General features: G+C 72.1%; 15 protein-coding genes and 1 riboswitch. Of the genes, 6 read left to right on the top strand and 9 right to left on the bottom strand.

Features of this window, described 5'->3' with window-relative positions:
* Nucleotide 1: 1 nt before the first annotated feature.
* On the bottom strand, nt 2-1,864 hold the full coding sequence (locus tag ACZ6TV_RS04170; RefSeq protein ID WP_465295192.1) for an acetolactate synthase large subunit: 1,863 nt from the start codon (nt 1,862-1,864) through the stop codon (nt 2-4).
* 225 nt (nt 1,865-2,089) lie between these two features.
* Between ACZ6TV_RS04170 and ilvD the strand changes: the two genes are divergently transcribed.
* Both ilvD and ACZ6TV_RS04160 read left to right on the top strand, forming a co-directional pair.
* Nucleotides 2,090-3,934 (top strand): dihydroxy-acid dehydratase, encoded by a 1,845-nt coding sequence (gene ilvD / locus ACZ6TV_RS04165; RefSeq protein ID WP_465295190.1) that lies wholly within the window; start codon nt 2,090-2,092, stop codon nt 3,932-3,934.
* A gap of 77 nt (nt 3,935-4,011) precedes the next feature.
* A riboswitch (ZMP/ZTP riboswitch) is annotated at nt 4,012-4,100 on the top strand.
* Nucleotides 4,101-4,123: 23 nt separating this feature from the next.
* Nucleotides 4,124-5,386: a serine hydroxymethyltransferase gene (locus tag ACZ6TV_RS04160; RefSeq protein WP_465295188.1), complete on the top strand. Its 1,263-nt coding sequence runs from the start codon at nt 4,124-4,126 to the stop codon at nt 5,384-5,386.
* Nucleotides 5,387-5,469: 83 nt separating this feature from the next.
* On the opposite strand, the gene ACZ6TV_RS04155 is transcribed toward ACZ6TV_RS04160, so the two are convergent.
* On the bottom strand, nt 5,470-10,740 hold the full coding sequence (locus ACZ6TV_RS04155) for a hypothetical protein (protein WP_465295186.1): 5,271 nt from the start codon (nt 10,738-10,740) through the stop codon (nt 5,470-5,472).
* Nucleotides 10,741-10,931: 191 nt separating this feature from the next.
* Between ACZ6TV_RS04155 and ACZ6TV_RS04150 the strand changes: the two genes are divergently transcribed.
* The gene (locus ACZ6TV_RS04150; protein ID WP_465295184.1) at nt 10,932-11,294 is read left to right on the top strand and encodes a PH domain-containing protein; all 363 of its coding nucleotides are present in this window, start codon (nt 10,932-10,934) and stop codon (nt 11,292-11,294) included.
* Nucleotides 11,295-11,403: 109 nt separating this feature from the next.
* Here the strand turns inward: ACZ6TV_RS04150 and ACZ6TV_RS04145 are convergent, their stop codons facing one another.
* Together ACZ6TV_RS04145 and ACZ6TV_RS04140 are read right to left on the bottom strand one after the other, a co-directional pair.
* Nucleotides 11,404-12,627, bottom strand: coding sequence for a hypothetical protein (locus ACZ6TV_RS04145; RefSeq protein ID WP_465295182.1), 1,224 nt, complete (start codon nt 12,625-12,627; stop codon nt 11,404-11,406).
* On the bottom strand, nt 12,624-13,115 hold the full coding sequence (locus tag ACZ6TV_RS04140) for a SigE family RNA polymerase sigma factor (RefSeq protein WP_465295180.1): 492 nt from the start codon (nt 13,113-13,115) through the stop codon (nt 12,624-12,626). Before ACZ6TV_RS04140 ends, ACZ6TV_RS04145 begins: the two co-directional genes overlap by 4 nt.
* A gap of 78 nt (nt 13,116-13,193) precedes the next feature.
* Here ACZ6TV_RS04140 and ACZ6TV_RS04135 point away from each other — a divergent pair, with 78 nt between their 5' ends.
* Both ACZ6TV_RS04135 and ACZ6TV_RS04130 read left to right on the top strand, forming a co-directional pair.
* The gene (locus tag ACZ6TV_RS04135) at nt 13,194-14,384 is read left to right on the top strand and encodes a PQQ-dependent sugar dehydrogenase (RefSeq protein ID WP_465296099.1); all 1,191 of its coding nucleotides are present in this window, start codon (nt 13,194-13,196) and stop codon (nt 14,382-14,384) included.
* 62 nt (nt 14,385-14,446) lie between these two features.
* Complete coding sequence (locus ACZ6TV_RS04130) at nt 14,447-16,060, top strand: metallophosphoesterase family protein (RefSeq protein WP_465296097.1); 1,614 nt, start codon at nt 14,447-14,449, stop codon at nt 16,058-16,060.
* Here ACZ6TV_RS04130 and gatB read toward each other — a convergent pair.
* Nucleotides 16,041-17,534, bottom strand: a complete 1,494-nt coding sequence (gene gatB, locus ACZ6TV_RS04125; RefSeq protein WP_465295178.1) for an Asp-tRNA(Asn)/Glu-tRNA(Gln) amidotransferase subunit GatB — start codon at nt 17,532-17,534, stop codon at nt 16,041-16,043. The genes ACZ6TV_RS04130 and gatB overlap by 20 nt on opposite strands.
* A 77-nt stretch (nt 17,535-17,611) precedes the next feature.
* Here gatB and ACZ6TV_RS04120 point away from each other — a divergent pair, with 77 nt between their 5' ends.
* On the top strand, nt 17,612-17,788 hold the full coding sequence (locus ACZ6TV_RS04120) for a DUF4236 domain-containing protein (RefSeq protein ID WP_081971544.1): 177 nt from the start codon (nt 17,612-17,614) through the stop codon (nt 17,786-17,788).
* Nucleotides 17,789-17,834: 46 nt separating this feature from the next.
* Here ACZ6TV_RS04120 and gatA read toward each other — a convergent pair whose 3' ends face one another.
* The 4 genes from gatA to ligA form a co-directional block, all read right to left on the bottom strand.
* Nucleotides 17,835-19,310, bottom strand: coding sequence for an Asp-tRNA(Asn)/Glu-tRNA(Gln) amidotransferase subunit GatA (gene gatA, locus ACZ6TV_RS04115; protein ID WP_465295175.1), 1,476 nt, complete (start codon nt 19,308-19,310; stop codon nt 17,835-17,837).
* A gap of 3 nt (nt 19,311-19,313) precedes the next feature.
* On the bottom strand, nt 19,314-19,613 hold the full coding sequence (gatC, locus tag ACZ6TV_RS04110) for an Asp-tRNA(Asn)/Glu-tRNA(Gln) amidotransferase subunit GatC (protein WP_203846342.1): 300 nt from the start codon (nt 19,611-19,613) through the stop codon (nt 19,314-19,316).
* 82 nt (nt 19,614-19,695) lie between these two features.
* Nucleotides 19,696-21,705 (bottom strand): putative bifunctional diguanylate cyclase/phosphodiesterase, encoded by a 2,010-nt coding sequence (locus ACZ6TV_RS04105; protein ID WP_465295172.1) that lies wholly within the window; start codon nt 21,703-21,705, stop codon nt 19,696-19,698.
* Nucleotides 21,706-22,928: 1,223 nt separating this feature from the next.
* Complete coding sequence (ligA, locus tag ACZ6TV_RS04100; protein WP_465295170.1) at nt 22,929-25,112, bottom strand: NAD-dependent DNA ligase LigA; 2,184 nt, start codon at nt 25,110-25,112, stop codon at nt 22,929-22,931.
* Between the last annotated feature and the right edge of the window lie 28 nt (nt 25,113-25,140).

The following is a 25,140-nucleotide window of genomic DNA, read 5'->3' as shown; positions in this document are numbered from 1 at the left end:
CTCAGACGTCGTCCTTATCGAACTTGGGCGCGACCCCGCGGGCGAACATGATCTCGTCGTTGCTGGTGCCGGCGGCGACCATCGGCCACACCATGGCGTCCTTGCCGACGACGAAGTCGATGACGACCGGCTGGTCGGTGACCTTCATCGCGGCCTCGATCGTGGCGTCGACGTCCCGCTTGGTCTCGCAGCGCAGCCCAACGCAGCCGAGCGCGTCGGCGAGCTTCACGAAGTCCGGGATGCGGTGCTTGTGGGTGCCCAGCTCCGTATTGGAGTAGCGCTGGTCGTAGAAGAGCGTCTGCCACTGCCGGACCATGCCGAGGTTGCCGTTGTTGATGACGGCGACCTTGATCGGGATGCCCTCCAGGGCGCAGGTGGCCAGCTCCTGGTTGGTCATCTGGAAGCAGCCGTCGCCGTCGATCGCCCAGACGACCTTGTCGGGCCGGCCGACCTTGGCGCCCATGGCGGCGGGGACCGCGTAGCCCATCGTGCCGAGACCGCCGGAGTTGAGCCAGGTGGCGGGGTGCTCGTACTGCACGAACTGCGCCGCCCACATCTGGTGCTGGCCGACGCCGGCGGTGTAGATCGCCTCGGGCCCGACGAGCTTGCCGATGCGCTCGATGACGTACTGGGGGGCCAGGGTCCCGTCGGACGGCTCCTCGTAGCCGAGCGGATACCGGCCGCGGATGTCGTCGAGCGTCGCCCACCAGTCGGTGAGCGCCGTCTTGTGCCCGGCGGTGTACTCCGCGGTGACGGCGCCGATCAGCTCCTCGATGACGTGCTTGGCGTCGCCGACGATCGGCACGTCCGCGACCCGGTTCTTGCCGATCTCGGCCGGGTCGATGTCCGCGTGGATGATCTGCGCGTGCGGCGCGAAGGTGCTCAGGTCGCCGGTGACCCGGTCGTCGAAGCGGGCGCCGAGGGTGATCAGCAGGTCGGCCTTCTGCAGCGAGTACACCGCGCCGACGCTGCCGTGCATGCCGGGCATGCCCAGGTGCTGCGGGTGCGAGTCGGGGAAGGCGCCACGGGCCATCAGCGTCGTGACGACCGGAGCGCCGGTCAGCTCGGCGAGCTTGCGCAGCGCCTCGGCCGCGTGGGCCTTGATGACCCCGCCGCCGACATACAGCACGGGCCGCTTCGCGGCGGCGATCAGCCGGGCCGCCTCACGGATCTGCTTGCCGTGCGGGTGCATCGTCGGGTGGTAGCCGGGCAGGTCCAGCGTCGGCGGCCACTTGAACGTCGTCTGCTTCTGCAGCACGTCCTTCGGGATGTCGACGAGGACCGGGCCGGGCCGGCCGGTCGAGGCGAGGTGGAACGCCTCGGCCAGGATGCGCGGCAGCTCCTCGCCGGTCTTCACCAGGTAGTTGTGCTTGGTGATCGGCAGGGTGATGCCGGCGATGTCGGCTTCCTGGAACGCGTCGGTGCCGATCGAGGCCGAGGCGACCTGGCCGGTGATCGCGACCATCGCGACGGAGTCCATGTACGCGTCGGCGATCGGCGTGACCAGGTTGGTCGCGCCCGGCCCGGAGGTCGCCATGCAGACGCCGACCTTGCCGGTGGCCTGCGCGTAGCCGGTCGCGGCGTGGCCGGCGCCCTGCTCGTGGCGGACCAGGATGTGCCGGACGGACTCGGAGTCGAACAGCGGGTCGTACGCGGGGAGGATCGCGCCGCCCGGGATGCCGAAGACGACGTCCGCGCCGAGGGCCTCGAGCGACCGCACCAGCACCTGAGCACCGGTCAGAAGTTCCGGCTTCTTCTCTACGGGCGCCTTCTCCGACCGGTCGGCGGCCGGCGGCGTCGCCGGGGCGGCGGGGGCGGCCGGGTGCGCTCGGTGGGCGAGGACTTCAGGCGTGGGTCTCGTCATCGCATTTCGCACTTTCGCTCGAAGGTGTCTTGGTCGCGGCTGGACTGGCTTGGACATGAAAAAACCCCTCCGTGCGATGCACGAGGGGCTAGCGCGCTGACGGCAGGCGTCGGCGCGCTAGATGATAAGTACTCGCTGCGACCTCGACGACATGTGCCCACTCTCGCGCATCTCACCGCCCGAGTCAACCGGTCCCACGATCTGGAACGTGTCAGACTCACAAGTATGCCCGAGCTGCGGTCCAAAACCTCCACTTCTGGTCGCAACATGGCCGGCGCACGCGCCCTGTGGCGCGCCACCGGCATGACCGACGCAGATTTCGGTAAGCCAATCGTCGCCATCGCCAACAGTTTCACGCAGTTCGTGCCGGGCCATGTCCACCTGCGCAACCTCGGGATCATCGTCGCGGACGCGGTCGCCGAGGCCGGTGGGGTCGCCAAGGAGTTCAACACCATCGCCGTCGACGACGGCATCGCCATGGGCCACGGCGGGATGCTGTATTCGCTGCCCAGCCGCGAGCTCATCGCCGACGCCGTCGAGTACATGGTGCAGGCGCACTGCGCCGACGCCCTCGTGTGCATCTCCAACTGCGACAAGATCACGCCCGGCATGCTGCTCGCCGCGCTACGCCTCAACATCCCCACCGTCTTCGTCTCCGGCGGCCCCATGGAAGCCGGCAAGACCGTCGCGATCGAGGGCGTCGTGCACGCCAAGCTCGACCTCATCGACGCGATGATCGCCTCCGCCAACGAGGCGGTCACCGACGAGCAGCTCGGCCAGATCGAGCGCTCCGCCTGCCCCACGTGCGGCTCGTGCTCCGGCATGTTCACCGCCAACTCGATGAACTGCCTCACCGAGGCGATCGGCCTCGCGCTGCCCGGCAACGGCTCGACCCTCGCCACGCACAGCGCCCGCAAGGCCCTCTTCGAGCGGGCCGGCACGCTGATCGTCGACCTGTGCAAGCAGTATTACGAGGGCGATGACGCGTCGGTACTGCCGCGGGCCATCGCGACCCGGGAGGCGTTCGAGAACGCGGTCGCCCTCGACGTGGCCATGGGCGGCTCGACCAACACGGTGCTGCACCTGCTGGCCGCCGCCCGCGAGGCCGAGGTCGACTTCAGCGTCGCCGACATCGACGGCATCTCCCGCCGGGTGCCGTGCCTGTCGAAGGTCGCGCCGAACAGCCCGAAATACCACATGGAGGACGTCCACCGCGCCGGTGGCATCCCCGCCATCCTCGGCGAGCTCAACCGCGCGGGCCTGCTTCGGGACGGGGTCCGCAGCGTCCACTCGCCCGACCTGTCCAGCTGGCTGGCCGAATGGGACATCCGTTCCGGGAACGCCTCCGAAACCGCGGTCGAGCTGTTCCACGCCGCGCCCGGCGGGGTCCGCACCGTCGAGCCGTTCTCCACGTCCAACCGCTGGGCGACCCTGGACACCGACGCCGCCGAGGGCTGCATCCGCTCCAAGGAGCACGCGTACAGCGCCGACGGCGGCCTGGCGATCCTCTTCGGCAACATCGCCCCGGACGGCTGCGTCGTGAAGACCGCCGGCGTCCCCGAGGAGAACCTGGTCTTCAACGGCACCGCGCGGGTCTTCGAGTCGCAGGAGTCGGCGGTCGACGGCATCCTCGCCAAGGAGGTCACCGCCGGTGACGTCGTGGTCATCCGGTACGAGGGGCCGAAGGGCGGGCCGGGCATGCAGGAGATGCTCTACCCGACGTCGTTCCTGAAGGGCCGCGGCCTGGGGCGCGCGTGCGCGCTGATCACCGACGGCCGGTTCTCCGGCGGCACGTCGGGCCTGTCCATCGGGCACATCTCGCCCGAGGCGGCCGGCGGCGGGCTCATCGCCCTCGTCGAGGACGGCGACCGGATCGAGATCGACATCCCCAACCGTTCGATCGTCCTCGCGGTCGACGACGACGTGCTGACCGCGCGCCGCGTCGCCCAGGAGAAGCGCGAGCGGCCGTACACGCCGCTGGACCGGCAGCGACCCGTCTCGGCGGCGCTGCGCGCGTACGCGTCGATGGCCACCGCGGCCAGCGACGGCGCCTACCGCAAGGTGCCGTAGGTCTCCGCACCCGTTCGTCGCTCCCGGGCCAGTTCCTCCGAATTGGCCCGGGAGTTTTTTCTGTCGTCGACTAGCATCGCTGGTACTGCGACTGGCGCACATCAAGGTGGAACCGACCACCGGGGAGCTTCCCGCATCGCTGGCACCGCGCGCCTGGGTGCCACGGTCACCCGTATGGGAGGAAGCCCCATGCATGTTCCCGCCCTGCCGTCGATCACCTCGGCCGACCCGGACCTCGCGGACCTGATCCAGCGCGAGGCGTCCCGCCAGCACGACACGCTGCGGATGATCGCCTCGGAGAACTACGTCTCCCAGGCCGTCCTCGAGGCGACCGGCACCGTCCTGACCAACAAGTACTCCGAGGGCTACCCGGGCAAGCGGTACTACGAGGGCCAGCGCTTCATCGACCCGATCGAGGAGCTGGCGATCGCCCGCGCCAAGTCGGTCTTCGGCGTCGAGCACGCCAACGTGCAGCCCTACTCCGGCTCCCCCGCGAACCTCGCCGTGTACATGGCGCTCGCCGCGCCCGGCGACACCGTCATGGGCATGGCGCTGCCGATGGGCGGCCACCTCACCCACGGCTGGTCCGTCTCGGCGACCGGCGCCTGGTTCAGGCCCGTGCAGTACACCGTGCGCCGCTCCGACGGCCTGATCGACTTCGACGAGGTGCGCGACATCGCGCTCCGCGAACGCCCGAAGCTGATCTTCTCCGGCGGAACCGCCCTCCCCCGCACCATCGACTTCGCGCGCTTCGCGGAGATCGCCCGCGAGGTGGACGCCGTTCTCGTGGCCGACATCGCGCACATCGCCGGGCTGATCGCGGGCGGCGCGCACCCCTCGCCCGTCGGGCACGCCCCGGTCATCACGACCACCACGCACAAGACGCTCCGCGGCCCGCGCGGCGCCATGCTGCTCACCTCCGCCGAGTACGCGCGCGCCGTCGACAAGGCCGTGTTCCCGGGCCTGCAGGGCGGCCCGCACAACCACACCACCGCGGGCATCGCGGTCGCGCTGCGCGAGGCGTCGTTGCCGTCGTTCAGCGTGTACGCCCACCAGATCGTCGCCAACGCCCGCGCACTGGCGACCGCGCTGCTGGAGCGCGGCTTCGACCTGGTGTCCGGCGGCACCGACAACCACCTCATCCTGATCGACCTCACCGGCAAGAACATCGGCGGCAAGCCCGCCGCCCGCGCCCTCGACCGGGCCGGCATCGAGACGAACTACAACACCGTGCCGTACGACACCCGCAAGCCCTTCGACCCGTCGGGCCTGCGGATCGGCACGCCCGCCCTCACCACCCGCGGCCTCACCGAGGCCCAGATGCCGCAGGTCGCCGACTGGATCTCCCGCGCCGTCGACGCCGCCGGCAAGGACGACGAGGCGGCCCTGGACGTGATCGCCGCCGAGGTACGGGAGCTGCTGTCCGCGTACCCGATGCCCGGCTGGCACTGACCCCGCACACCGACGAGGGACGGATCCGGGTGCCGGGTCCGTCCCTCGGGGGTGTTCTGGCTTTGCCTACTTGCGGCCTTTGCTTACTTGCGGCGGAGGAAGCGGCGGGGGCGCTGGTCCGGGTTCTTGGGCTCCTCGTCGAGGTTGAGCTCCAACGGCGCCACGTCGTCGTCGAACAGCATGTCCCGCGCCCGCTGCCGCTGCCCGGGCACCGCCGCACCCCGGTCCTGCTCACCGCGCCCGAATCCGGCACCTTGGTCGCCGCGGCCTCGCCCGGTGCCTTGGTCATCGCGGCCGAATCCGGTGCCTTGGTCGCCGCCCCCGAATCCGGCGGCCTGGTCGCCGCGGCCTCGCCCGGTCCGCCGCTCGCCGGTGTCGGCGGGCTCGCTGCCTGCCTGGTCGCCGCGGCTCCCCCAGCCGTCGCGCCCGTTGCTCCCGCGGTCACCGCTGATCCGGTCGCTGCCACTCCTGTCGCTGGCGCCTCGGTCGCTGCCGCTCCAGTCGTTGCCGGCCCGGTCGCCGCCGCTCCTGTCGCTGCCGCCCCCGTCGCTGCCGCCCCAGTCGCTGGAGCCCCGGTCGCTGCCGCTCCAGTCGTTGCTGCTCCGGTCGCTGCTGGCCCAGTCGCCACTGGTCCGGTCGCCAGTGCTCCAGTCGTTGCCGGTCCGGTCGCTGGTGCTCCGGTCGCCGATGGACAGGCCTCTGCCGGCCAGATCGTTGCCGGTTCGGTCGCTGCCTACCAAGTCGCTGGTCCGGTCGCCGGTCCGGTCGCCGGTCGCGCCGCTGGTGTCGTCGTCGGCCCAGCGGGCCGCGATGCTGTCGCTCGCCGACCAGTTGCCGACGGCAGCGGGCTCAGCGGGGCGCGTGCCGAAGGCGGGCCGGCGCTCCGAGGTGAACTCGCCGCTCGGGTCACGTTCGAACCCGGACGTCGGGTCCGTCGCCCACGACGGCCGACCGGACCCGGCCGGCTGCTCGGACGCCCCCTGCCGCCGCGAGGAGCCTCGATCCCGCCCGTTGGCCTCCGCCGCCCAGTCGTCCGCGGCGGCGGCCTGGCCGGCCGCGGCCGGCGCCGGGTCGGCGGCCTTGCCCTTCTTCGCCTTGCCCGACTTGGAACGTCCCCACAGAGAACGCTTCTTCTCGGGCGCGGGCTGCTGCTCCGCCGGCTCCTCCTGGACGCCGCCGGACGCCGGGGGCGCCGACTCCGAATCCCACCAGGCGGTCCCGTCGTCCGCGGGAGCCGCGCCCCAGGCACCTGTCTGGTCCCCCGCCTCACCGCCCTGCCCACCGCGCACACCCGAGGCAGGTGGCGGACCGTCGCCGGCGAACGGGTCCTGCCCACGCTCGCCCCGCATGCCGTCCGCCCGCGCCGTGTCCTCACCCGATCCGTCGAACCGCCCCTGATCCGCCCGCGCGGAGTCCGGCCACGACGACCCGGCCCGAGGGTTCCGCGTCAGCTCAGGCCGAGCCGGCGGCTCCGGCTCGAACCTCGACCGCGCCGAACCCACCCCCGACCCCGCGGACGGCGCTTCGGACCGCGATGAGTTGAAAGGGGCATCCGGCCGCGAGGGGGTGAAAGAGACATCCGGTCGCGAGGATGTAAAGGAGGCATCCGGTCGCGAGGACGTGAACGGTATCTCCGGTCGCGAGGGGGCGGCGGGAATGACGGGATCGCTGGAGCCCGGCGCGGCGGACACCGGCCAGGCACCGGACGGCCCGTCGGAACCCGAACCCGCGAACGCCGCACCACCGGCCCGGAGCCCCTCGTCCGAGCCCCGGAACGCCGGGCCACCGGCCCGGGAACCATCGGAAGCACCCGGGAACGCCGGGTCGCCGAACCGCGAACCGTCGGACGCGCTCGGGAACGCCGGGCCACCGAACTGGGAACCGTCGGCCGAGTCCCTGAACGCGGGACCGCCGGACCGGGAACCGTCGGAAGCACCCGGGAACGCCGGGTCGCCGAACCGCGAACCCTCGGCGGAAGTGGCCGCGAAGCCCGAGTCGCCGAACCGCGGGTCTTCGTCGAACGCGCCCTGGGAGTCCGAGTCGCCGGGGCGTGGGCTGCCGGGCAGAGGTGGGAATGTGGAGCTGTCGAACCGTGAGCTGTCCGAAGAGCCCGGGAAGGCCGAGCCGCCGGTCTGGGGAGCGCCCGAGGTGGGGCTGCCCGAGGTCGGGATCGACGACGTGGGGATCCCCGAGGTCGGCACGCCGGAGGTGGGGATGCTGGACGTCGGGATGCTGGAGACCGGGTTGTCCGCCGGGTTGTGGCCGGACGCACCCGACTGCTGGCGGTCGCGGCGGCGCATGGAGCGGGCCTCGGGGTCGCTTTCCCAGGAGCGGCGCAGCTCGAGAGGCTCGGCGATGAGCTCGGGCTTGTCGCCGTCGAACAGGCTCCCGGTCCACGCGGGGCGCTCTGCCGGGCGACGCTCGGGGCGGCCCCCCGGTCCGGTGCTGAACCGTCCCGTCCCCGCCTGGCCAGGCCCGGTGCGATCCGATGACCGGCCCTGATCCGCCGCGCCGCCGCCCAGGTCCGACGACCGCTCCCACGCCGCAGGCCGAGCACGGTCCGCCGCCCGGTCACGGTCGGCCGCCCGGTCACGGTCCGCCGCACGATCCCACGCCGCAGGTCGGTCACGGTCCGACGAGAGGTCACGGTCCGACGAGAGGTCACGGTCCGACGAGAGGTCACGGTCCGACGAGAGGTCACGGTCCGACGAGAGGTCGCCGAAGGTGGACGCGGGGTCCTGGTCCGCCGACGTCCTCGGCTCCGACGACCAGGAACGGTCCGACGACGTGTCGGACGCTGACGACCAGGAGCGGTCAGGCGAGGGGTCAGCAGCTGACGACCAGGAGCGGTCCGACGACGTGTCGGACGTTGACGACCAGGGGCGGTCCGGCGAGGCGCTGGAGTCCGAGGTCCAGGGGCGGTCCGCGAAGCCGAGGTCGGAGCGGCTGTCGAGCGTGCCGGACCTGCTGCTGGATGCCGCCGGGTCGAGCCGGTCGGGCGGCGTGGAGCGGTCGGACGAGGACGGCGAGCCGCCGAACGGCGTTGACGGGCGGCCCTGGGACGGCGGGGCGGGCGCGTCGAAGCGGGTCCGCGGCGAGGTGGGCTCGGGTGCCGGTGACTGGACGGTGCGCGGGGGCGGCGGTGGGATGAAGCCGTCCGGAGGGTTCATCGAGAAGTCGAACTGGTCGGGGTTGCTGGCCAGCTGGTCGAACTCCGACATGAGCGACGCGAACCGGTCGGGCGGCGACTCCTGCGCACCCTCATCGCCCGAAGCACCCGCAGCGCCCGAAGCACTCGCTGCACCCGCCATGGACCCGAACGCCGAAGCGGACCCCGACCGTGGCAGCGACGACGCGGGCGCCGGCCATTCGGGCGGCGACGACGCCGGCCGAGATGAAGACGAAGACGGCGCCGGCTCTGAAGACGGGGACTGCGACCAGGACGGCTCTGACGGAAGCGACGAAGACGCCCGCGACCACGAAGGCTCGGACGGCGACGGCTCAGCAGACCGGGACTGCGACCACGACGGCTCGGAAGCCGACGGCTCGGCAGACGAGGACTGCGACCACGACGGCTCTGACGGGGGTGGCGAGGCCGCGAACGGGTCCTCGGCCCTCTGGTCTTCAGGGTCGGCGCGGCGCCGGCCGGCCCGCCTGGGCGTGTCCTGCGACGACACCGGCAGATCGTCGTCGTCCGAGGAGGACCAGCTCCGGCTGGAGGGAACCGGCTCGCTGCCGAACGCCGCGTGGTCGTCGTCCGAGGAGCCGGGACGGTCGTCGCGGCCCGCGGACCACGGACGCCGCGGACCGGCACCGCCGGCCGCGTCCGCGGAGGAGGACGAAGAGGACCACCGGCTGCGCGAGGCACCGGACCCACCGGCGAGATCGTCGTCCGAGGACCACGGACGCCGGGAACCCGCGCCCTCGTCCTCGTCGTCGGACCAGCGGCCGCGGGAGGCGGAGGACCCCTCCGAGGACCAGGGACGCTCGCCGCCGGAGTCGGCGGACGGGTGGTCCTCGTCGGCGGCCCAGGCGGCCAGCTTGTTGGCCGACTCGCTGTCCCAGGAGCCGACCAGCTCGCGGGTGGTGCGGGACTCCCACGAGTCGTTGACCGGGGCGACCGGGTCGGGGTCGGGCGCCGGGTCGGTGGAGCGGGACGAGCGGCCGAAACGGTCATGCACGGAGCCGGCCTCCTCGAAGTCGCCGGCCCGGCGGTCGTCGTCGACCTGGGGTGCGGTGCCGGCGGAAGCGGTGGAGCGGCCGAAGCGGCCGCGGGTGAGGCGGCCGCGGAGTGAGGCGGGCTCGGGGTCGCCCGCGCCGGCGGCCGCGGCGAAGGCGGCGTCGGCGACGGTCGGGGCGGCGGTGACGGTGGGGTGGGCGCCGGTGCTCCAGCGGGCGAAGGAGCGGGCCAGCGGCGACGGCTCGGGCAGCTTGTTGCCGGAGGCGATCACCAGGAGGCGCTCCATGACGGAGAGCTCCACCCGATAGGGCTCGGCGGCGAGCCAGCGGCCCGCGGCGTCGACCATCTCGTGGGCGTGCACGAGGTGGAGGTGCTCGCCGGGGGCGACGGAGATGACGAGGTCCTCGCTGACGTCGCCGCGGGAGGGCGCGACGACGAGATAGCCGCGGACGGCGCCGCCGACCTTGCCGAGCTGCTCGCGCCAGGTGTGCACCTCGGCGGCGAGGCCGTCGACGTCCTCGGAGCCGGGGACGAAGAGGCGGCCGCCGCGCAGGACCTGGCCGGAGGCGTCCATGGAGAACTCGCCGTGCGGCCAGACGGTCGGCAGGAACAGGGCGACGCGACGCCCGGCGACGACGAGGTGGGTGCAGCCGCCCTCGCCGAGGGCGAAGAACCGGGCCGACGGCAGCGCCTCGAGCTCCTTGAGCCGGGGCAGGTGGTCGTCGGGCTTGCCCCACCAGCGGCGGCCGCTGACGGCCTCGTCGATGGCGGCGCGGGTCAGCCGGCGGGCGTCGAGCATCAGCGCGGACAGGAACGCGCCGATGAGCGGCACGTCGAAGGCGAGGTTGACGCCGATGAACTTGAGCAGGCCGAGGATGTCGGTCCAGCCGGTCGGCAGCCAGGCGCGGGTGGCGGCGCCCCAGGCGACCGCGCCGGCGATGGCGGCCATGATGGCGAAGAGTGGGAAACCACGCAGTGTGAGCACCAACACACCGATGAGCGACAGGACCGCCGCGACGCTCCAGATGGGGCTGAAGTCCGTGATGCCCCAGCCGGCGACGGCGAGCGCGAGCAGGCCGGCAACGACGAGCAGGGCGCCCGCGAGCACGCCGGTCGGGCGTACGCCGACCCGGCGGCTGCTCTTGACGCCCGCGTGCCACGAGTTGCCGGTCAAATCCGGGCCTCCAAGCAGCCGCGATCACCGGCACGCCGACTTGTCGCGATCTCGTCGAACACGGCACCGAGCGTAACCCCGGGCGCCGCGCCGGGCGAGAGGCGCCCGACCCGATCCTGCTCCCCCACCGCGCCAGTATGCCCCGACCCACCGACAAGAAGCAGTTCCACGAAAGGTGCGAGACTTGTCGGGTGACCACCCGCACCAAGCGTCCCGCCGTCCGGTTCCGCCGCAGCGCGTCGCTCGCCGTGGCGGCCGGCATCGCCACCATCGGCGCGATCCCGCTGCTGGCCGAGAGCCTCTGGTTCCTGTTCATCCTGCCGGTGCCGATCGCGCTCGCGGTGTGGGCGTGGCGGGCCGGCACCGACGTCGACGAGGACGGCTTCACGGTGCGCGCGCTGCTCGGCAGCCGCCGGGTGCCGTGGCAGGCCGTCGACGGGCTGGTCAGCCAGGACGGCTCCGTCCAGGCCCGGCTGGCCAACGGTCACTTCGTCAAGCTGGACGCGGTCCGCCCGGACGACCTCGAGCGCATCACGGCACTGACCGGTCAGTAGCCGTCCCGCAGCACGTCGATCAGCGGCACGCCCGGACGACCTCGAGCGCATCACGGCACTGACCGGTCAGTAGCCGTCCCGCAGCACGTCGATCAGCGGCACGCCCGGGCTACCAGTTCGACACGAGCTGCTCCCCGAACAGCTGCGGCACCTCCTCCAGCAGCCACGTCGTGCCGATCTCCGCGCCGGCGGCGTCCTTGACGACGACCGGCCCGCCGCGGGTCCGCACGACGGCGGTGCCGTCCTGCAGCGGCACCGTCTGCGTGCCGATCTCCGCTCGGACGGTCACCTCGGCTGCGCCGGGTCTCGTGGAGACGATCAGGACCAGGTCGCTGAGCCGGCCGCCGTCCGGGACCCTGACGGCGAACAGCTCCGGATCGTTGCTGACGGTCGTCGACATCAGTCTCCGGCCGTCGACCGGTACCGGTGCGAAGTCCGTGACGACTGTCGTCTTGCCGACGGCTTCGGACGCGAGCACGACCGCGACCGAATCGTCGGGGAGCTGGGCGGTGGAGAGCGTCCACGAGACCCCGCCGACCCTCCCCGCCCAACGCAGCAGGACCGACCCGTGCTGGATCCCGGCGGCCGCGATCAGGTCCGTCGAGTCGCCGCCGTCGCCGTCGTTGATCCCGACCGCCGGCGCGTCGGAGCGGACCACGCCGTCGCCGCAGGTGACCCGCCACCGCTCCGGCAGTTCGCGGGTCGTCCGGACGACCCAGCTGCCGTCCGGCACCTCGGCCCACCTGCGTTGGACGGTGTTCTCCAGGCTGACGGAGACGCCGGTGGACGCCTCGATCGTGCAGGCCGCCGGCGCGAGCCCGATGACCACCGGCACCGCGGTGCTGGTGACGCTGACCAGCGGCGCCAGCCGGCCGGCGGTCGCGGCGCCGACGAGCTGGTCGGCGGAGCCCTGGATCGGGACGTCGCCGTGGTACAGCGTCGCGGTGTCCTCGTCGTACCGCACGTACACGAGGAACCGGCGGCCCTCCACGTCGCCGAGGAACAGGATCTTGACCCCGCCGGGGACCGCCGCCCGCACGGCGCGCTCCAGGTCCCGGTCGCCGGCGAGGGATCCGCGGGTCGGCGAGTCGAGCAGCGCCAGGGTCCACTTCGGCAGCGGCGGGTAGGGCCGGGGCACGTCGGGGTCGGCCGTCTGCTGCAGGGCCGGGATCAGGCCCGCGGCGACCGCGACGGCGGCGAGCAGCGCGGCGGGCCGGGCCCAGCGCCGCCGCCGGCGCCGCAGCAGGCGCCCCATCGGGTCGGGGCGGGGCACGACCGGCTCGGCCGCGTCCCGGAAGGCGGCCCGCAGGGCCTGTTCGAGGTCGATGCTCACGATGCCCTCCTGGACAGCATTTCCGCGCCGAGGACGTCCCGCAGGCGGGCGAGCCCGCGCGACGCCTGGCTCTTCACCGATCCGGCCGAGATCCCCAGCAGCGCGGCCGTCTCGGTCTCCGTCAGGTCCTCCCAGTACCGCAGCACCAGCACCGCCCGCATCCGCGCGGGGAGCCGGTCGAGCGCCGCCAGCAGCGTCCGCCGCTGGAGGATCCGGTCGGTGGGGTCGGCGCCGGGCAGGTCTGGCGGGTCGCCGGTCAGCACCTCCGCGTTGCGCAGCCGCCGCCAGATGCTCGTCCGCTGGTTGATCATGGCGCGGCGCACGTACGCCAGGGGCTCGTCGACCCGGTCCCAGTGCCGCATGACCTTGAGCAGGCTGCTCTGCAGCAGGTCCTCGGCGGCGTGCCGGCTGCCGGTCAGCAGGTACGCGGTGCGCAACAGGTCGCCGTACCGGACCTCGACGAAGTCCTGGAACTCACCGGCTGCCATATGGCTCCTCTGCACAAGGTCGGTTCGGCCGTCACCGGGGCAGACGCCGACCCACTGACAAAGGTTGAAAGGAAGATGATGTCGGGCAACGCTAGTCTTGGCCGGGTGAACGCCCGGACGTACGCAAAGAGCCTGACGGCGGCCGCCGTGGCGATGGTGACCCTCGCGGGCTGCGCGTTCGGGCCGCCGCCGCCCGACGAGCTGGGCTCGCCGCCGAAGATGTCGCCGTATCCGAGCGCGTCCACCTCCGGCGGCAGCCAGGAGGAGGGCCAGGCCCAGGTCGCCACGAAGACCCTGGCCAAGGGCCTTGCCGTGCCGTGGGGCATCGCGTTCCTGCCGGACGGCACCGCGCTGGTCACCGAGCGTGACAGCAAGAAGATCCTGAAGGTCGGCAAGGAGGCCACCGCCGACGGCCTGGCCGTGTCGACCGCGCAGACGGTCGACGAGGTGGTGCCGGGCGGCGAGGGCGGCCTCATGGGCATCGCGGTGTCCCCGTCGTACGACACGGACCAGACCGTGTTCATCTACTACACCGCCAAGGACGACAACCGGGTCGCGAAGCTCGTGCTGGGCTCGCCGCCGACCCCGATCCTGACGGGCATCCCCAAGTCGTCGATCCACAACGGCGGTCAGATCCACTTCGGGCCCGACGGTTTCCTGTACGTGTCGACCGGCGACGCGTCGAAGCCGGAGAGCGCGCCCGACCTCAACAGCCTCGGCGGGAAGATCCTGCGGATCCAGGCCGACGGGAAACCGGCCCCCGGTAACCCGTACGGAACCGCCGTGTACAGCTCCGGACATCGCAACGTGCAAGGCTTCGCGTGGGACAAGAACAAGCGGATGTATGCCGTGGAGTTCGGTTCGGGCGAATGGGACGAGATCAACGTGATCGAGGCGGGCAAGAACTACGGCTGGCCGACGTACGAGGGCAAGGGCGGCGACCCGAAGTTCGTCGACCCCGTCCAGGTGTGGAAGACGTCCGAGGCGTCGTGCTCCGGTCTGGCCGCCGTCGAGACCTTCCTCATCACCTCGTGCCTCAAGGGCCAGCGGCTGTACGTGATGCAGCTCACTGATCAGGGCGGGCTGCTCGGTGCGCCGAACGCGCTGCTGAAGGACACCCACGGCCGGTTCCGCGCGGCGGTGGCGGCGCCGGACAACAGCATCTGGGTCTCCACCTCGAACAAGGACGGCCGGGGCACCCCGAAGGCCGACGACGACAAGCTGCTGCAGATCGTGATCAGCAACGTGGGCGGGGCCGGCAAGAGTTGACCTCACCGTTCCACCGGCGGGCCGCCGTGGCCGCCCGCCGGATCCAGCGCCGGGCGATCGTCATGGCCGCCGGTCGCCGCCACCCGTCCCGCGCCGCGAGCACGGGCTGGCGCCGCCCGTTCCGCGCGGAGAGCAAGGGCTGGCGGCGCACCCGGCGGGTGCTGCACGGCATCCTGCTCGGCGTCGTCGCGATCGTCGGCATGCTCATCGGCGTCCAGCTCGGCGGCCACACGACCCAGGACATCGGCCCGTTCCAGGCGCAGCTGTCGCTGACGCCGTCGCTGCACGGCGACACGTCGGTGGAGATCCCGCCGCTGGGCTCCCTGGAGCTGGACAGCCACGACGGCCCGGCCCACCTGCAGATCCGCCTCGAGTCCCTGGACGAGGCCCGGACCAGGGCGGTCGTCGCCGGCGGCGGCAACCTGGAGCAGGTCAGCCACGACGCCGTCGACCAGCTCAACCTCGGCGTGCGCCGGCTGGCGCTGCAGACCGCGGGCTCCGGGCTGCTCGGCGCCATGATCCTCGTCGGACTGGTGTTCCGGACGCGGCGCGACACGGCGATCGGCGGCCTGGTGGTCGTCGCGGTGCTCGCCTCCGTCGGCGGCGCGACCGCGCTGACGTTCAAGCCGGCCGCGATCCAGGAGCCGACCTACCGCGGGCTGCTGGTCAACGCGCCCGCCATCATCGGCGACGCCCGCCGGATCACCGACCGCTACGAGGAGTACCGGGCGCAGCTGCAGAAGATCGTCCTGAACGTGTCCAAGCTGTACGGCACGATCTCCGCGCTGCCGGTGTACGAGCCGGACACCAGCGCGACGAAGGTCCTGCACATCTCGGACATGCACCTCAACCCGGCGGCGTGGGGCGTGGTGCGGACCGTCGCGGACCAGTTCGACGTCGACATCGTCGCCGACACCGGCGACATCAACGACTGGGGCAGCGAGCCGGAGTCCTCCTACGTCGGGGAGATCAGCAAGCTGCGGGTGCCGTACCTGTACGTCCGCGGCAACCACGACTCGGCGGTCACCGCCGCCGCGGTCGCGAAGCAGCCCAACGCGATCGTGCTCGACAACTCGATCGCCACCGTCGACGGGCTGACGTTCGCCGGGATCGGCGACCCGCGCTTCACCCCGGACAAGTCCACCGACGCCACCAACGAGCAGCAGCACGCGGCCGTCGTCACGTCCGGTGAGCTGCTCGCCGAGAAGATCCTGACCAGCCCGAAACCGGTCGACGTCGCGCTCGTCCACGACCCCGTGGCCGCGCAGCCGCTCGCCGGGATCTGCCCGCTGGTCCTGGCCGGGCACCGGCACGCCCGCTCGGTCAGCCGGCTCGACCCGAGCATCCCCGTCGTGCTGCCGTCCGGCGGACCTTCGCCGGCGGTACAGCAGCCGGAGCGGACCCTGCTGATGGTCGAGGGATCCACGGGCGGTGCCGGCCTGCGCGGGCTGGAGAGCGCCAAGCCGCTGCCGCTCGCGCTGTCCATCCTGTACTTCGACAAGGAGCGGCACCTGACGGCGTACGACGACATCCAGGTCGGCGGGACGGGCCTCACCGAGGTGTCGCTCCAGCGGCACATCGTGGCCCCCGACAAGGCGGCGCCGGCACCGTCGCTGTCCGCGGTGCCGACGCCGTCGTCGTCCGTTACGCCATCGCCTACGACAAGCGGGCGATGACCAGCTCGCGGACCGTCTTCGCGTCCGCCTTGCCGCCGGTGGCCTTCATGACCGCGCCGACGAGCGCGCCGGCCGCGGCGACCTTGCCGTCGCGGACCTTGGCGGCGATGTCGGGGTTGGCCGCGATCGCCTCGTCGACGGCCTTGGTCAGCGCGCCCTCGTCGGACACGACCTCCAGGCCGCGGGAGGCGACGACGTCGGCGGGTGCGCCCTCGCCGGCGATGACGCCCTCGAGCACGACCCGTGCGAGCTTGTCGTTGATCTTGCCCGCGTCGACGAGCCCCTGCAGCTGCGCCACCGCCTGCGGGCTGACGCCGAGGGCGTCGAGCTCGGTGTCGGTCTCGTTGGCGTGCCGGGCGAGCTCCCCGAGCCACCACTTGCGTGCGGCCGCGGCGGTGGTACCGGCGGCGACGGTGGCCTCGATGAGCTCCCAGGCGCCGGCGTTGAGCACCGACTGCATGTCGAGGTCGGAGAAGCCCCACTCGGCCTGCTGGCGCTGGCGGCGGACCCGCGGCAGCTCCGGCAGCGCCGCCTTGAGCTCGGCGACCCACTCCGCGGACGGGGCGAGCGGCACGAGGTCCGGCTCCGGGAAGTAGCGGTAGTCGGTCGCCGTCTCCTTGCTGCGGCCCGACGTGGTCTCGCCGGTGTTCTCGTGGAAGTGCCGGGTCTCCTGGGTGATCGTCCCGCCGTCGGTGAGCACACCCGACTGGCGGATGATCTCGGAGCGGACGGCGCGTTCGACGCTGCGCAGCGAGTTGACGTTCTTCGTCTCGGTCCGGGTGCCCCACTCCGCGCCCGGCAGGTTCAGCGACGTGTTGACGTCGCAGCGCATCGAGCCCTGCTCCATCCGTACATCGGAGACCCCCAGCGACCGGATGACGTCGCGCAGCTCCGTGACATACGCCTTGGCGATCTGCGGCGCCCGCGCGCCGGTCCCCGGCACGGGCTTCGTCACGATCTCCACCAGCGGGATGCCGGCCCGGTTGTAGTCCACAAGGGACTCGGTGGCGCCGTGGATGCGGCCGGTGGCGCCGCCGACGTGCAGCGACTTGCCGGTGTCCTCCTCCAGGTGCACCCGCTCGATGCCGATGCGCACCAGCTCGCCGTCCACGTCGACGTCGAGGTAGCCGTCGACGCACAGCGGCTCGTCGTACTGGCTGATCTGGAAGTTCTTCGGCATGTCCGGGTAGAAGTAGTTCTTGCGGGCGAAGCGGCCCCACGGCGCGATCGAGCAGTTGAGCGCGAGCCCGATGCGGATGGTGGCCTCGATCGCGGCGCGGTTGGCGACCGGCAGGGCACCGGGCAGGCCGAGGCAGACCGGGCAGACCTGCGTGTTGGGCTCGGCGCCGAACTCGGTCGGGCAGCCGCAGAACATCTTGGTGTTGGTGCCGAGCTCGACGTGCGTCTCCAGGCCGATGACCGGCTCGAAGCGGGCCACCGCCTCGTCATACGACAGCTGGGTCACGGTGCTCATCTAACGCCTACTTTCAGCCTCTGGTGTATCCACGCGCGGCATTGGGTATCAACCATCCACCTGGAGAGGAGAACGCCATGCCGGTGCAGTTTCGGAAGAGCAAGAAGTTCGGCCCGTTCATTTTCCACTTCACCCAGGACGGCTTCTCGTCCTGGAGCTTCAAGCTGGGCCCCTGGTCGTGGAACTCGCGGAGCAAGAAGAACCGCGTCGACCTTCCCGGTCCGTTCTCGTGGCGCCAGGGCAGCCGGGGCTGACCCTTCGAAAAGGGGCGGCTCGTGGTGAGCCGCCCCTTCGCGGTGCCTAGAGCGCGGGCGGGGTGAGCGGCGGCAGCGCCGACTCGAGAGCCGCGGCGACCCGGTACATCCGGTCGTCGGCCATCGTCGGCGCCATGATCTGCAGGCCCACCGGCAGCCCCTCGGAGAGGCCGGCCGGGACCGAGATCGCCGGGCCGCCGTAGAGGTTCGACGGGATCGTGTACAGGTCCGCGAGATACATCTGGTAGGGATCCGACGTGCGCGACCCGAGCGGGAACGCCACGAACGGCGTGGTCGGCGCCACCAGCACGTCCGCCTTCTCGAAGGCCTGCTGGAAGTCCCTGGTGATCAGGGTCCGCACCTTCTGCGCCTGCCCGTAGTAGGCGTCGTAGTAGCCGGCGGACAGGGCGTAGGTGCCCAGGATGATCCGCCGCTTGACCTCCGGGCCGAACCCTTCCTCGCGGGTCAGCTGCATGACCTCTTCGAGGGAGCGGTTGCCGTCGTCGCCGCTGCGCAGGCCGAACCGGACCCCGTCGAAGCGGGCCAGGTTGGACGAGCACTCGCTCGGCGCGATCAGGTAATACGCCGGCAGCGCGAACTTGAAGTTGGGGCACGACACCTCGACGACCTCGGCGCCGAGCTTCACCAGCGCGTCGACCGACTCGCGGTACGCGGCGGCGACGCCGGGCTCGGCACCGTCGCCGGCGAACTCCTTGACCAGGCCGAGCCGGACCCCGCTGAGGTCACCGGTGGCGCCGAGACGGGCCGCGGCGACGACGTCGGGCACCGGCTGCGGGATCGACGTGGAGTCCCGGGGGTCGTGCCCGCCGATGACCGCGTGCAGCAGCGCCGCGTCCTCGACGGTCCGCGCGCACGGGCCCGGCGTGTCCAGCGAGCTGGAGAACGCCACCAGGCCGTAGCGGGAGGTGCCGCCGTAGGTCGGCTTCGCGCCGACGGTGCCGGTGACGGCGGCCGGCTGGCGGATCGAGCCACCGGTGTCGGTGCCGATCGCCAGGGGCGCCTCGTAGGCGGCGACCGCCGCGGCCGAGCCACCGCCGGAGCCGCCGGGGATCCTGCTGGTGTCCCACGGGTTGTACGTGGGGCCGTACGCCGAATACTCGGTGGACGAGCCCATCGCGAACTCGTCCATGTTGGTCTTGCCCAGCATGACGAGACCGGCCTCGCGCAGCCGCGTGGTGATCGTCGCGTCATACGGCGGGCGCCAGCCCTCCAGGATCTTCGACCCCGCGGTCGTCGGCACGCCCTTGGTGGTGATCACGTCCTTGACGGCGATCGGCACGCCCGCGAGGGGGCCGGCCTCGTCGCCCCTGGCCCGCGCGTCGTCGATCTTCCGCGCGTCGGCGAGGGCGCCCTCGCGGTCGACGTGCAGGAACGCGTGGATTTTGTCCTCGACCGCGGCGATGCGGTCCAGGTGGGCGGTGGCGACCTCGACCGCGGACAGCTCCTTCGCGGCGAGCTTGCGGCCGAGCTCGGCCGCGGTCAGCTTGGTGACGTCAGACATGACTCAGGCCTCCTCGTCCAGGATCCGCGGAACGCGGAAGCGGTTGTCCTCGGCGTCGGGCGCACCGGACAGCGCCTCGTCGCGCGTCAGCCCCGGCACGACGACGTCGTCGCGGAACACGTTGGTCAGCGGGACGGAGTGCGACGTCGGCGGCACGTCAACCGCGGCGACCTCGCCCACCTGGGCGACGGCCTGCAGGATCACGTCGAGCTGCCCGGCGAAGGTGTCGAGCTCGTCATCGGTGACTGCAAGCCGCGCGAGGCGCGCGAGATGCGCCACCTCTTCGCGGGAAATGGTGGCCATGGGTGCGATGCTCCTTCAACAGTCGGCTCGTCGCAGTCTATTTCGTCGCCACCGGGGGCTGTGCGCGCGGCCTTTTATTCGCTCATTTGCTGTGCGCGACCGTGGCCCGGCGGTGCCGGGTCAGCCAGTCGAGCAGCCGCGCCGGTGGCATCGGGCGGGCGAAGTACCAGCCCTGGGCCAGGTCGCAGCCGGCCTCCACCAGCATCCGCCAGGTGCGCTCGTCCTCGACGCCCTCGGCCACCACCCGCAGCCCGAGGGCTCTGGCCAGGTCGATCATCGACCGTACGATCGCCGCGTCGTCGGCGTCCGTGGCCGCCCCCAGCACGAACGACCGGTCGATCTTCACCTCTTTGAGCGGCAGCCGGCGCAGGTGCAGCATCGAGCTGTACCCGGTGCCGAAGTCGTCCAGCGCGATCGCGATGCCGAGCCGCTCCAGCCTGGCCAGGGTGGCGAGGACCCGCCGCGGGTCGGCCATCAGCGCGCTCTCGGTGATCTCCAGCTCCAGCCGGTCCGGCTCGATCCCCGTCCGCCGCAGCTTCGCCTCGATCCGGTCGGCGATCTCCCCGGTGTGCAGGTCGCGGACGCTCACGTTGACCGCGACCCGGACCCGCCCGCCCGCATCGCCCCAGGCCACCAGCTGGTCGAGCACGTCGTCGATCACCCGGAACGTCAGCAGCCGCATCACCGCGCTGTGCTCGGCGACCTTGATGAGCTCCTCCGGGTCGATGAGCCCCCGCTGCGGGTGCTGCCACCGCAGCAGCGCCTCCAGCCCGACGACCTCGCCGGTCGCCAGCTCGACCTGCGGCTGGTAGTACAGCTCGATGCTCTCGTCCCGCTCCGCCTCCAGCGCCTTGCGCAGGTCGGCCAGCAGGCTCAGCCGCTCCGGGGAGTTGTGGTCGGCCTCGGGCGCGTAGACCGCGAGGTTGTCGCCGCGCCCCTTCGCGTCGTACATCGCGACGTCGGCGTGCTGCATCAGCTCCTCGAAGCCGGTGCCGTGCTCCGGATACACCGCCACCCCCACCGACCCGCCGACGTCGATCGGCAGCCCGTCCAGCAGCACCGGCTCCCGCAGCGCCTCCATGATCCGCTCGGCGTGCGCCCTGGCCTCGGCGACGTCCCGCAGGTGCGGCACCACGATCGCGAACTCGTCACCGCCGAGCCGCCCGACCTCCGCACCCGCCCTGCCCTTCAGCCGCGCCGCCACCTCGACCAGCAGCCGGTCCCCGACCCTGTGCCCGAGCGAGTCGTTGACCTGCTTGAACCCGTCGAGGTCCAGCAGCAGCAGCGCCAGCCGCCGCGCGGCCTGCTGGTTCGCCGCCCGCTCCGCGTGCTCCTGCAACCGCCCTTCGACCGCCCGCTCCAGGCCCTTACGGTTCGCCAGCCCGGTCAGCGGATCCCGCCGCGCCGCCATCGCCCGCTGCGCCGACAGGGAGGTCATCCTGCGCACGGCGTACAACGTCACCAGCGCCAACGGGATGATCAGCACGTCGACCCTCGCGGCCGCCACCAGCCCGGGCGCTGACAGCAGCAGCGCCCCGGTGGCCAGCGCGTCCGTCTTCACCGCCCGCACGAACCTCGCCCGCCACCCCTGCGCGAACCGCAGCCACACCGCGGTCGACACCAGCAGGTTGTTGGCCACGAACCACGCGACCGCCGCCACCACGACCCAGCCGACGTGCTGCGACCTCCTGACGATCAGATCCGCCACGGCGAACGACACGAAATACTGCGCCGCGTTGAACGCCGCCCGCCACAGCGCGTGCCGCAACCGGCCGGCCGTGATCGCCACCGCCGCCAGCTGCACCAGCACCGCGGGCGCGAACCCGAACGCCAGCAGAATCGCGAACGTGAAACACACCGACGGCAGCGTGACGATCACGTCGTCCCGGTCGACCTGCACGAACGGCCTGGTGTCGGCGACCACCGCGCACGCGGCGAGCATCCAGAACGCCGCCGGCAGGCTCGCCGGAAACCCGTCACGCAGCCCGGCGACGAGCAGCACCACCCCCGCCGCCACCACCACCGCGACGTACGCGAAGAACCGATGAGCATGCCGTGGCGGCGCGACATTGCGCAGCGCGCTCTGCTCCATCCACTCCCCCGCTCGGGTGCCATCGACAACTCCGTCGAGACGCCCTGCGAGCCTGCACCCTGAACAGGCGCCGAAACCGGAAAGGATGCTGAATCGATGCACAAATCGCCCGCCGTTCGCCCGTCCGAGCGACCCTCTCAGCCCCACATTCCCACTCCGTGACGACCCCCCGACCTTCCGTGACCCACCCTTCCGCGGCGCGTCCGGCAGGAGCGCGGCAGGTGCGGTCCGCTGAAGGGCGGCGGCGTCCGGCAGAAACGCCGGCCGGAGCCCCGGCGTCGGTCGAAGCGTCCGTCAGCCGGGACGGCTCAGACATCGGCGGATCCGGACGGGCCCTTCACAGAACACCAGCAGGAGCGCCGGCCGGGAGCGCAGCAGGAACACCGACTCGACTCCGAGAAGTCTCAGCATGGCCGCGCCGGATCAGGCCCGGCGAAGGCGAACGATGGGCTGGAAACGTCGGCGAGCCCTGGCGGACCGCCGTTCAACCCCGTCAGCCGGACGGCAACGGAGAATCAACTGAGCCCTTCGCCTGACACCGGCGGGAGCGCCGGCTGGAAGCGCAGCAGGAGCGCCGATCGAACCCCCCGGCGGAGCCCTTGCGGGAACGCGCCAGATCGGGCCCGCTGAAGGCGAGCGCGGATCGGGACGTCGGCAAGTCCCAGCGCGCCGCCGTCCAGCACAGCAGCCCAAGGCAATAGAGAGTCAACTGAGCCCTCCGCCGAACACCAGCAGAAGCCCCGACCTGGAGCACAGCAGCAACGCCGGCCCAGACCCCGGCGGAGACGCCGCAGGGCCGCGTCGGCTGAGGCCTCAGCCGGGCCGTTGATCGAAAAGACAACAGGGACGCCGGCTGGAACCCCAGCCGAAGCACCCTGCCACGTCGACTGAAGCCCCGCTGCGACATTGGCCGAAAAGCATGACCGGACGCCAAATGTGACCCCGGCTGGGCCCAGCAGGGTCGTGCCAGCTCAGGCCTGCCCGAGGCGAGCGCCGGCTGGGGACCTCGGCCGCGGGCACGGACAGAGGCGTCAGCTGGACATTGCCCGGCGTCGGCCGAAACCTCAGCCGGGACCTCGGACTGGACTCCAACCGGCGGCGTCGGCCGGGACTTCACACGGGACCTCGGACCGGACACCAGACCGGACCCCAGACGGCGGCGCCGACAGAAACCTCAGCCGGACCCTCAGCCGGCAGTGTCGGCCGGGACCGCAGCCAGGGCTTCAGCCGGCGGTGTCGGCGGGAGCCTCGGCGGGGGTGTCGGGCACGGGATCGGTCGGGGCGGCTGCGGGCGCGAGGGCGGTCGGAGCCGCGGAGTCGGGTGCCGGGGTGTCGGTGGGCTGGGCCAGGGCGCGGGCGGCGTCCGGGCCTTCGGTGAGGAGGGTTTCGAAAGCGGCCTCGTCGAGGATGGGGACCTTCAGGGTCGCGGCCTTGTCGGCCTTGGAGCCCGGGGACTCGCCGACGACCACGAAGTGGGTCTTCTTCGACACGGAGCCGGAGACCTTGCCGCCGCGGGAGGTGATGGCTTCCGTGGCCTGGTCGCGGGAGAAGCGGTCCAGGGAGCCGGTGACCACGACCGTGATGCCGTCGAGGGGGCGGGGGCCGGAGGTGACCTGGTCCTCGACCATGCGGACGCCGGCGGCGGACCAGCGGTCGACGACCTCGCGGTGCCAGTCGACGGTGAACCAGTCGTGGACGGCGCGGGCGATGGTGGGGCCGACGCCCTCGACGGCGGCGAGCTCCTCGGGGGTGGCGGTGGCGATGGTCTGCAGGGAGCCGATCGAGCCGGCCAGGGCCTGGGCGGCGGTGGGGCCGACGTGGCGGATCGAGAGGGCGACGATGACGCGCCAGAGGCGGCGCTCCTTGACCTCCTGGAGGTTGGCGAGCAGCTGGTGGGCGGTGCTGCTGAGGGAGCCGTCCTTGTTGACGAAGAAGGGGGCCTTGGCGAGCTTGTCGGCGTCGATGTCGAAGAGGTCGGCCTCGTTGACGATGACGGACTCGAGCAGGGCGGCGGCGGACTTCCAGCCGAGGGCCTCGATGTCCAGGGCGTTGCGGCCGGCGAGGGCGAAGAGGCGCTCGCGGAGCTGGGCCGGGCAGGTGCGGGCGTTGGGGCAGCGGATGTCGACGTCGCTGTCCTTCTCCGGGGCGAGGGACGTGCCGCAGGACGGGCAGTCGGCAGGCATGACGAAGGCGACCTCGGTGCCGTCGCGGCGGTCGGCGACCGGGCCGAGGACCTCGGGGATGACGTCGCCGGCGCGGCGGATGACGACGGTGTCGCCGATGAGGACGCCCTTGCGGACGACCTCCTGCGCGTTGTGCAGGGTGGCCTGGGCGACCTTGACGCCGCCGACGGAGACGGGCTCCATCACGGCGAACGGGGTGACGCGGCCGGTGCGGCCGACGTTGACCTCGATGCCGAGGAGCTTGGTCATCGCCTCCTCGGGCGGATATTTGAAGGCGATCGCCCAGCGGGGTGCCTTGCTGGTGGAGCCGAGCCGGCGCTGGATGGAGACCTGGTCGACCTTGACGACGACGCCGTCGATCTCGTGCTCGATGGCGTGGCGGCGGGCGCCGTAGTCGGCGATGTAGGAGCGGACGCCGTCGAGGTCGTCGAAGACCTTCCAGCGGGGCGAGGTCGGCAGCCCCCAGGCGTGCATCAGCTCATAGGACTCGGACTGGCTCGCGGGATTGAACCCCTCGCGCGCGCCGAAGCCGTGGACCAGCATCCGCATCGGGCGGGACGCGGTGATCCGCGGGTCCTTCTGGCGGAGGCTGCCGCTGGCCGCGTTGCGCGGGTTGGCGAACGGGTCCTCCCCGGCGGCGACCTGGGCGGCGTTGACCTCCTCGAAGCCGGCGAGGGTGAAGAACACCTCACCGCGGACCTCCAGCAGGTCGGGCACGTCGGTGCCGGTGAGCTCCTCGGGGATGCCGGCGATGGTGCGCACGTTGAGCGTGACGTCCTCGCCGGTGCGGCCGTCGCCACGGGTGGCGGCGCGGACCAGGCGCCCCCGCTCATAGGTGAGGTTGATGGCGAGGCCGTCGATCTTCAGCTCGCACAGATAGCGCGGGGCGCTGCCGGCGTCGCGCTCGATGCGCTGCGCCCAGGCGGCAAGGGCGTCGTCGTTGAGCGCGTTGTCGAGGCTGAGCATGCGCTCGGCGTGCTCGACGGCGGCGAAGTCGGTGGAGAACGTGCCGCCGACGCGCTGACTGGGCGAGTCGGGGGTGACCAGGGCCGGGAACTCCGCCTCGATCGCCTCGAGCTCGCGCATGAGCCGGTCATAGATCGAGTCGTCGACGGCCGGCGACTGCAGGATGTAATACCGATACTGGTGCTCGTCCAGCTCGCGGGACAGCTCGGCGTGCCGCTCACGTGCTTCGAGGGTGGGCTCGGTCCCCGCATCGCTCATGCCCCCGAACTTACCGCCCGGGTACGAC

The organism is Dactylosporangium sp. NPDC051087 (assembly GCF_055586325.1).
This window is presented reverse-complemented; position numbering and strand designations above follow the sequence as displayed.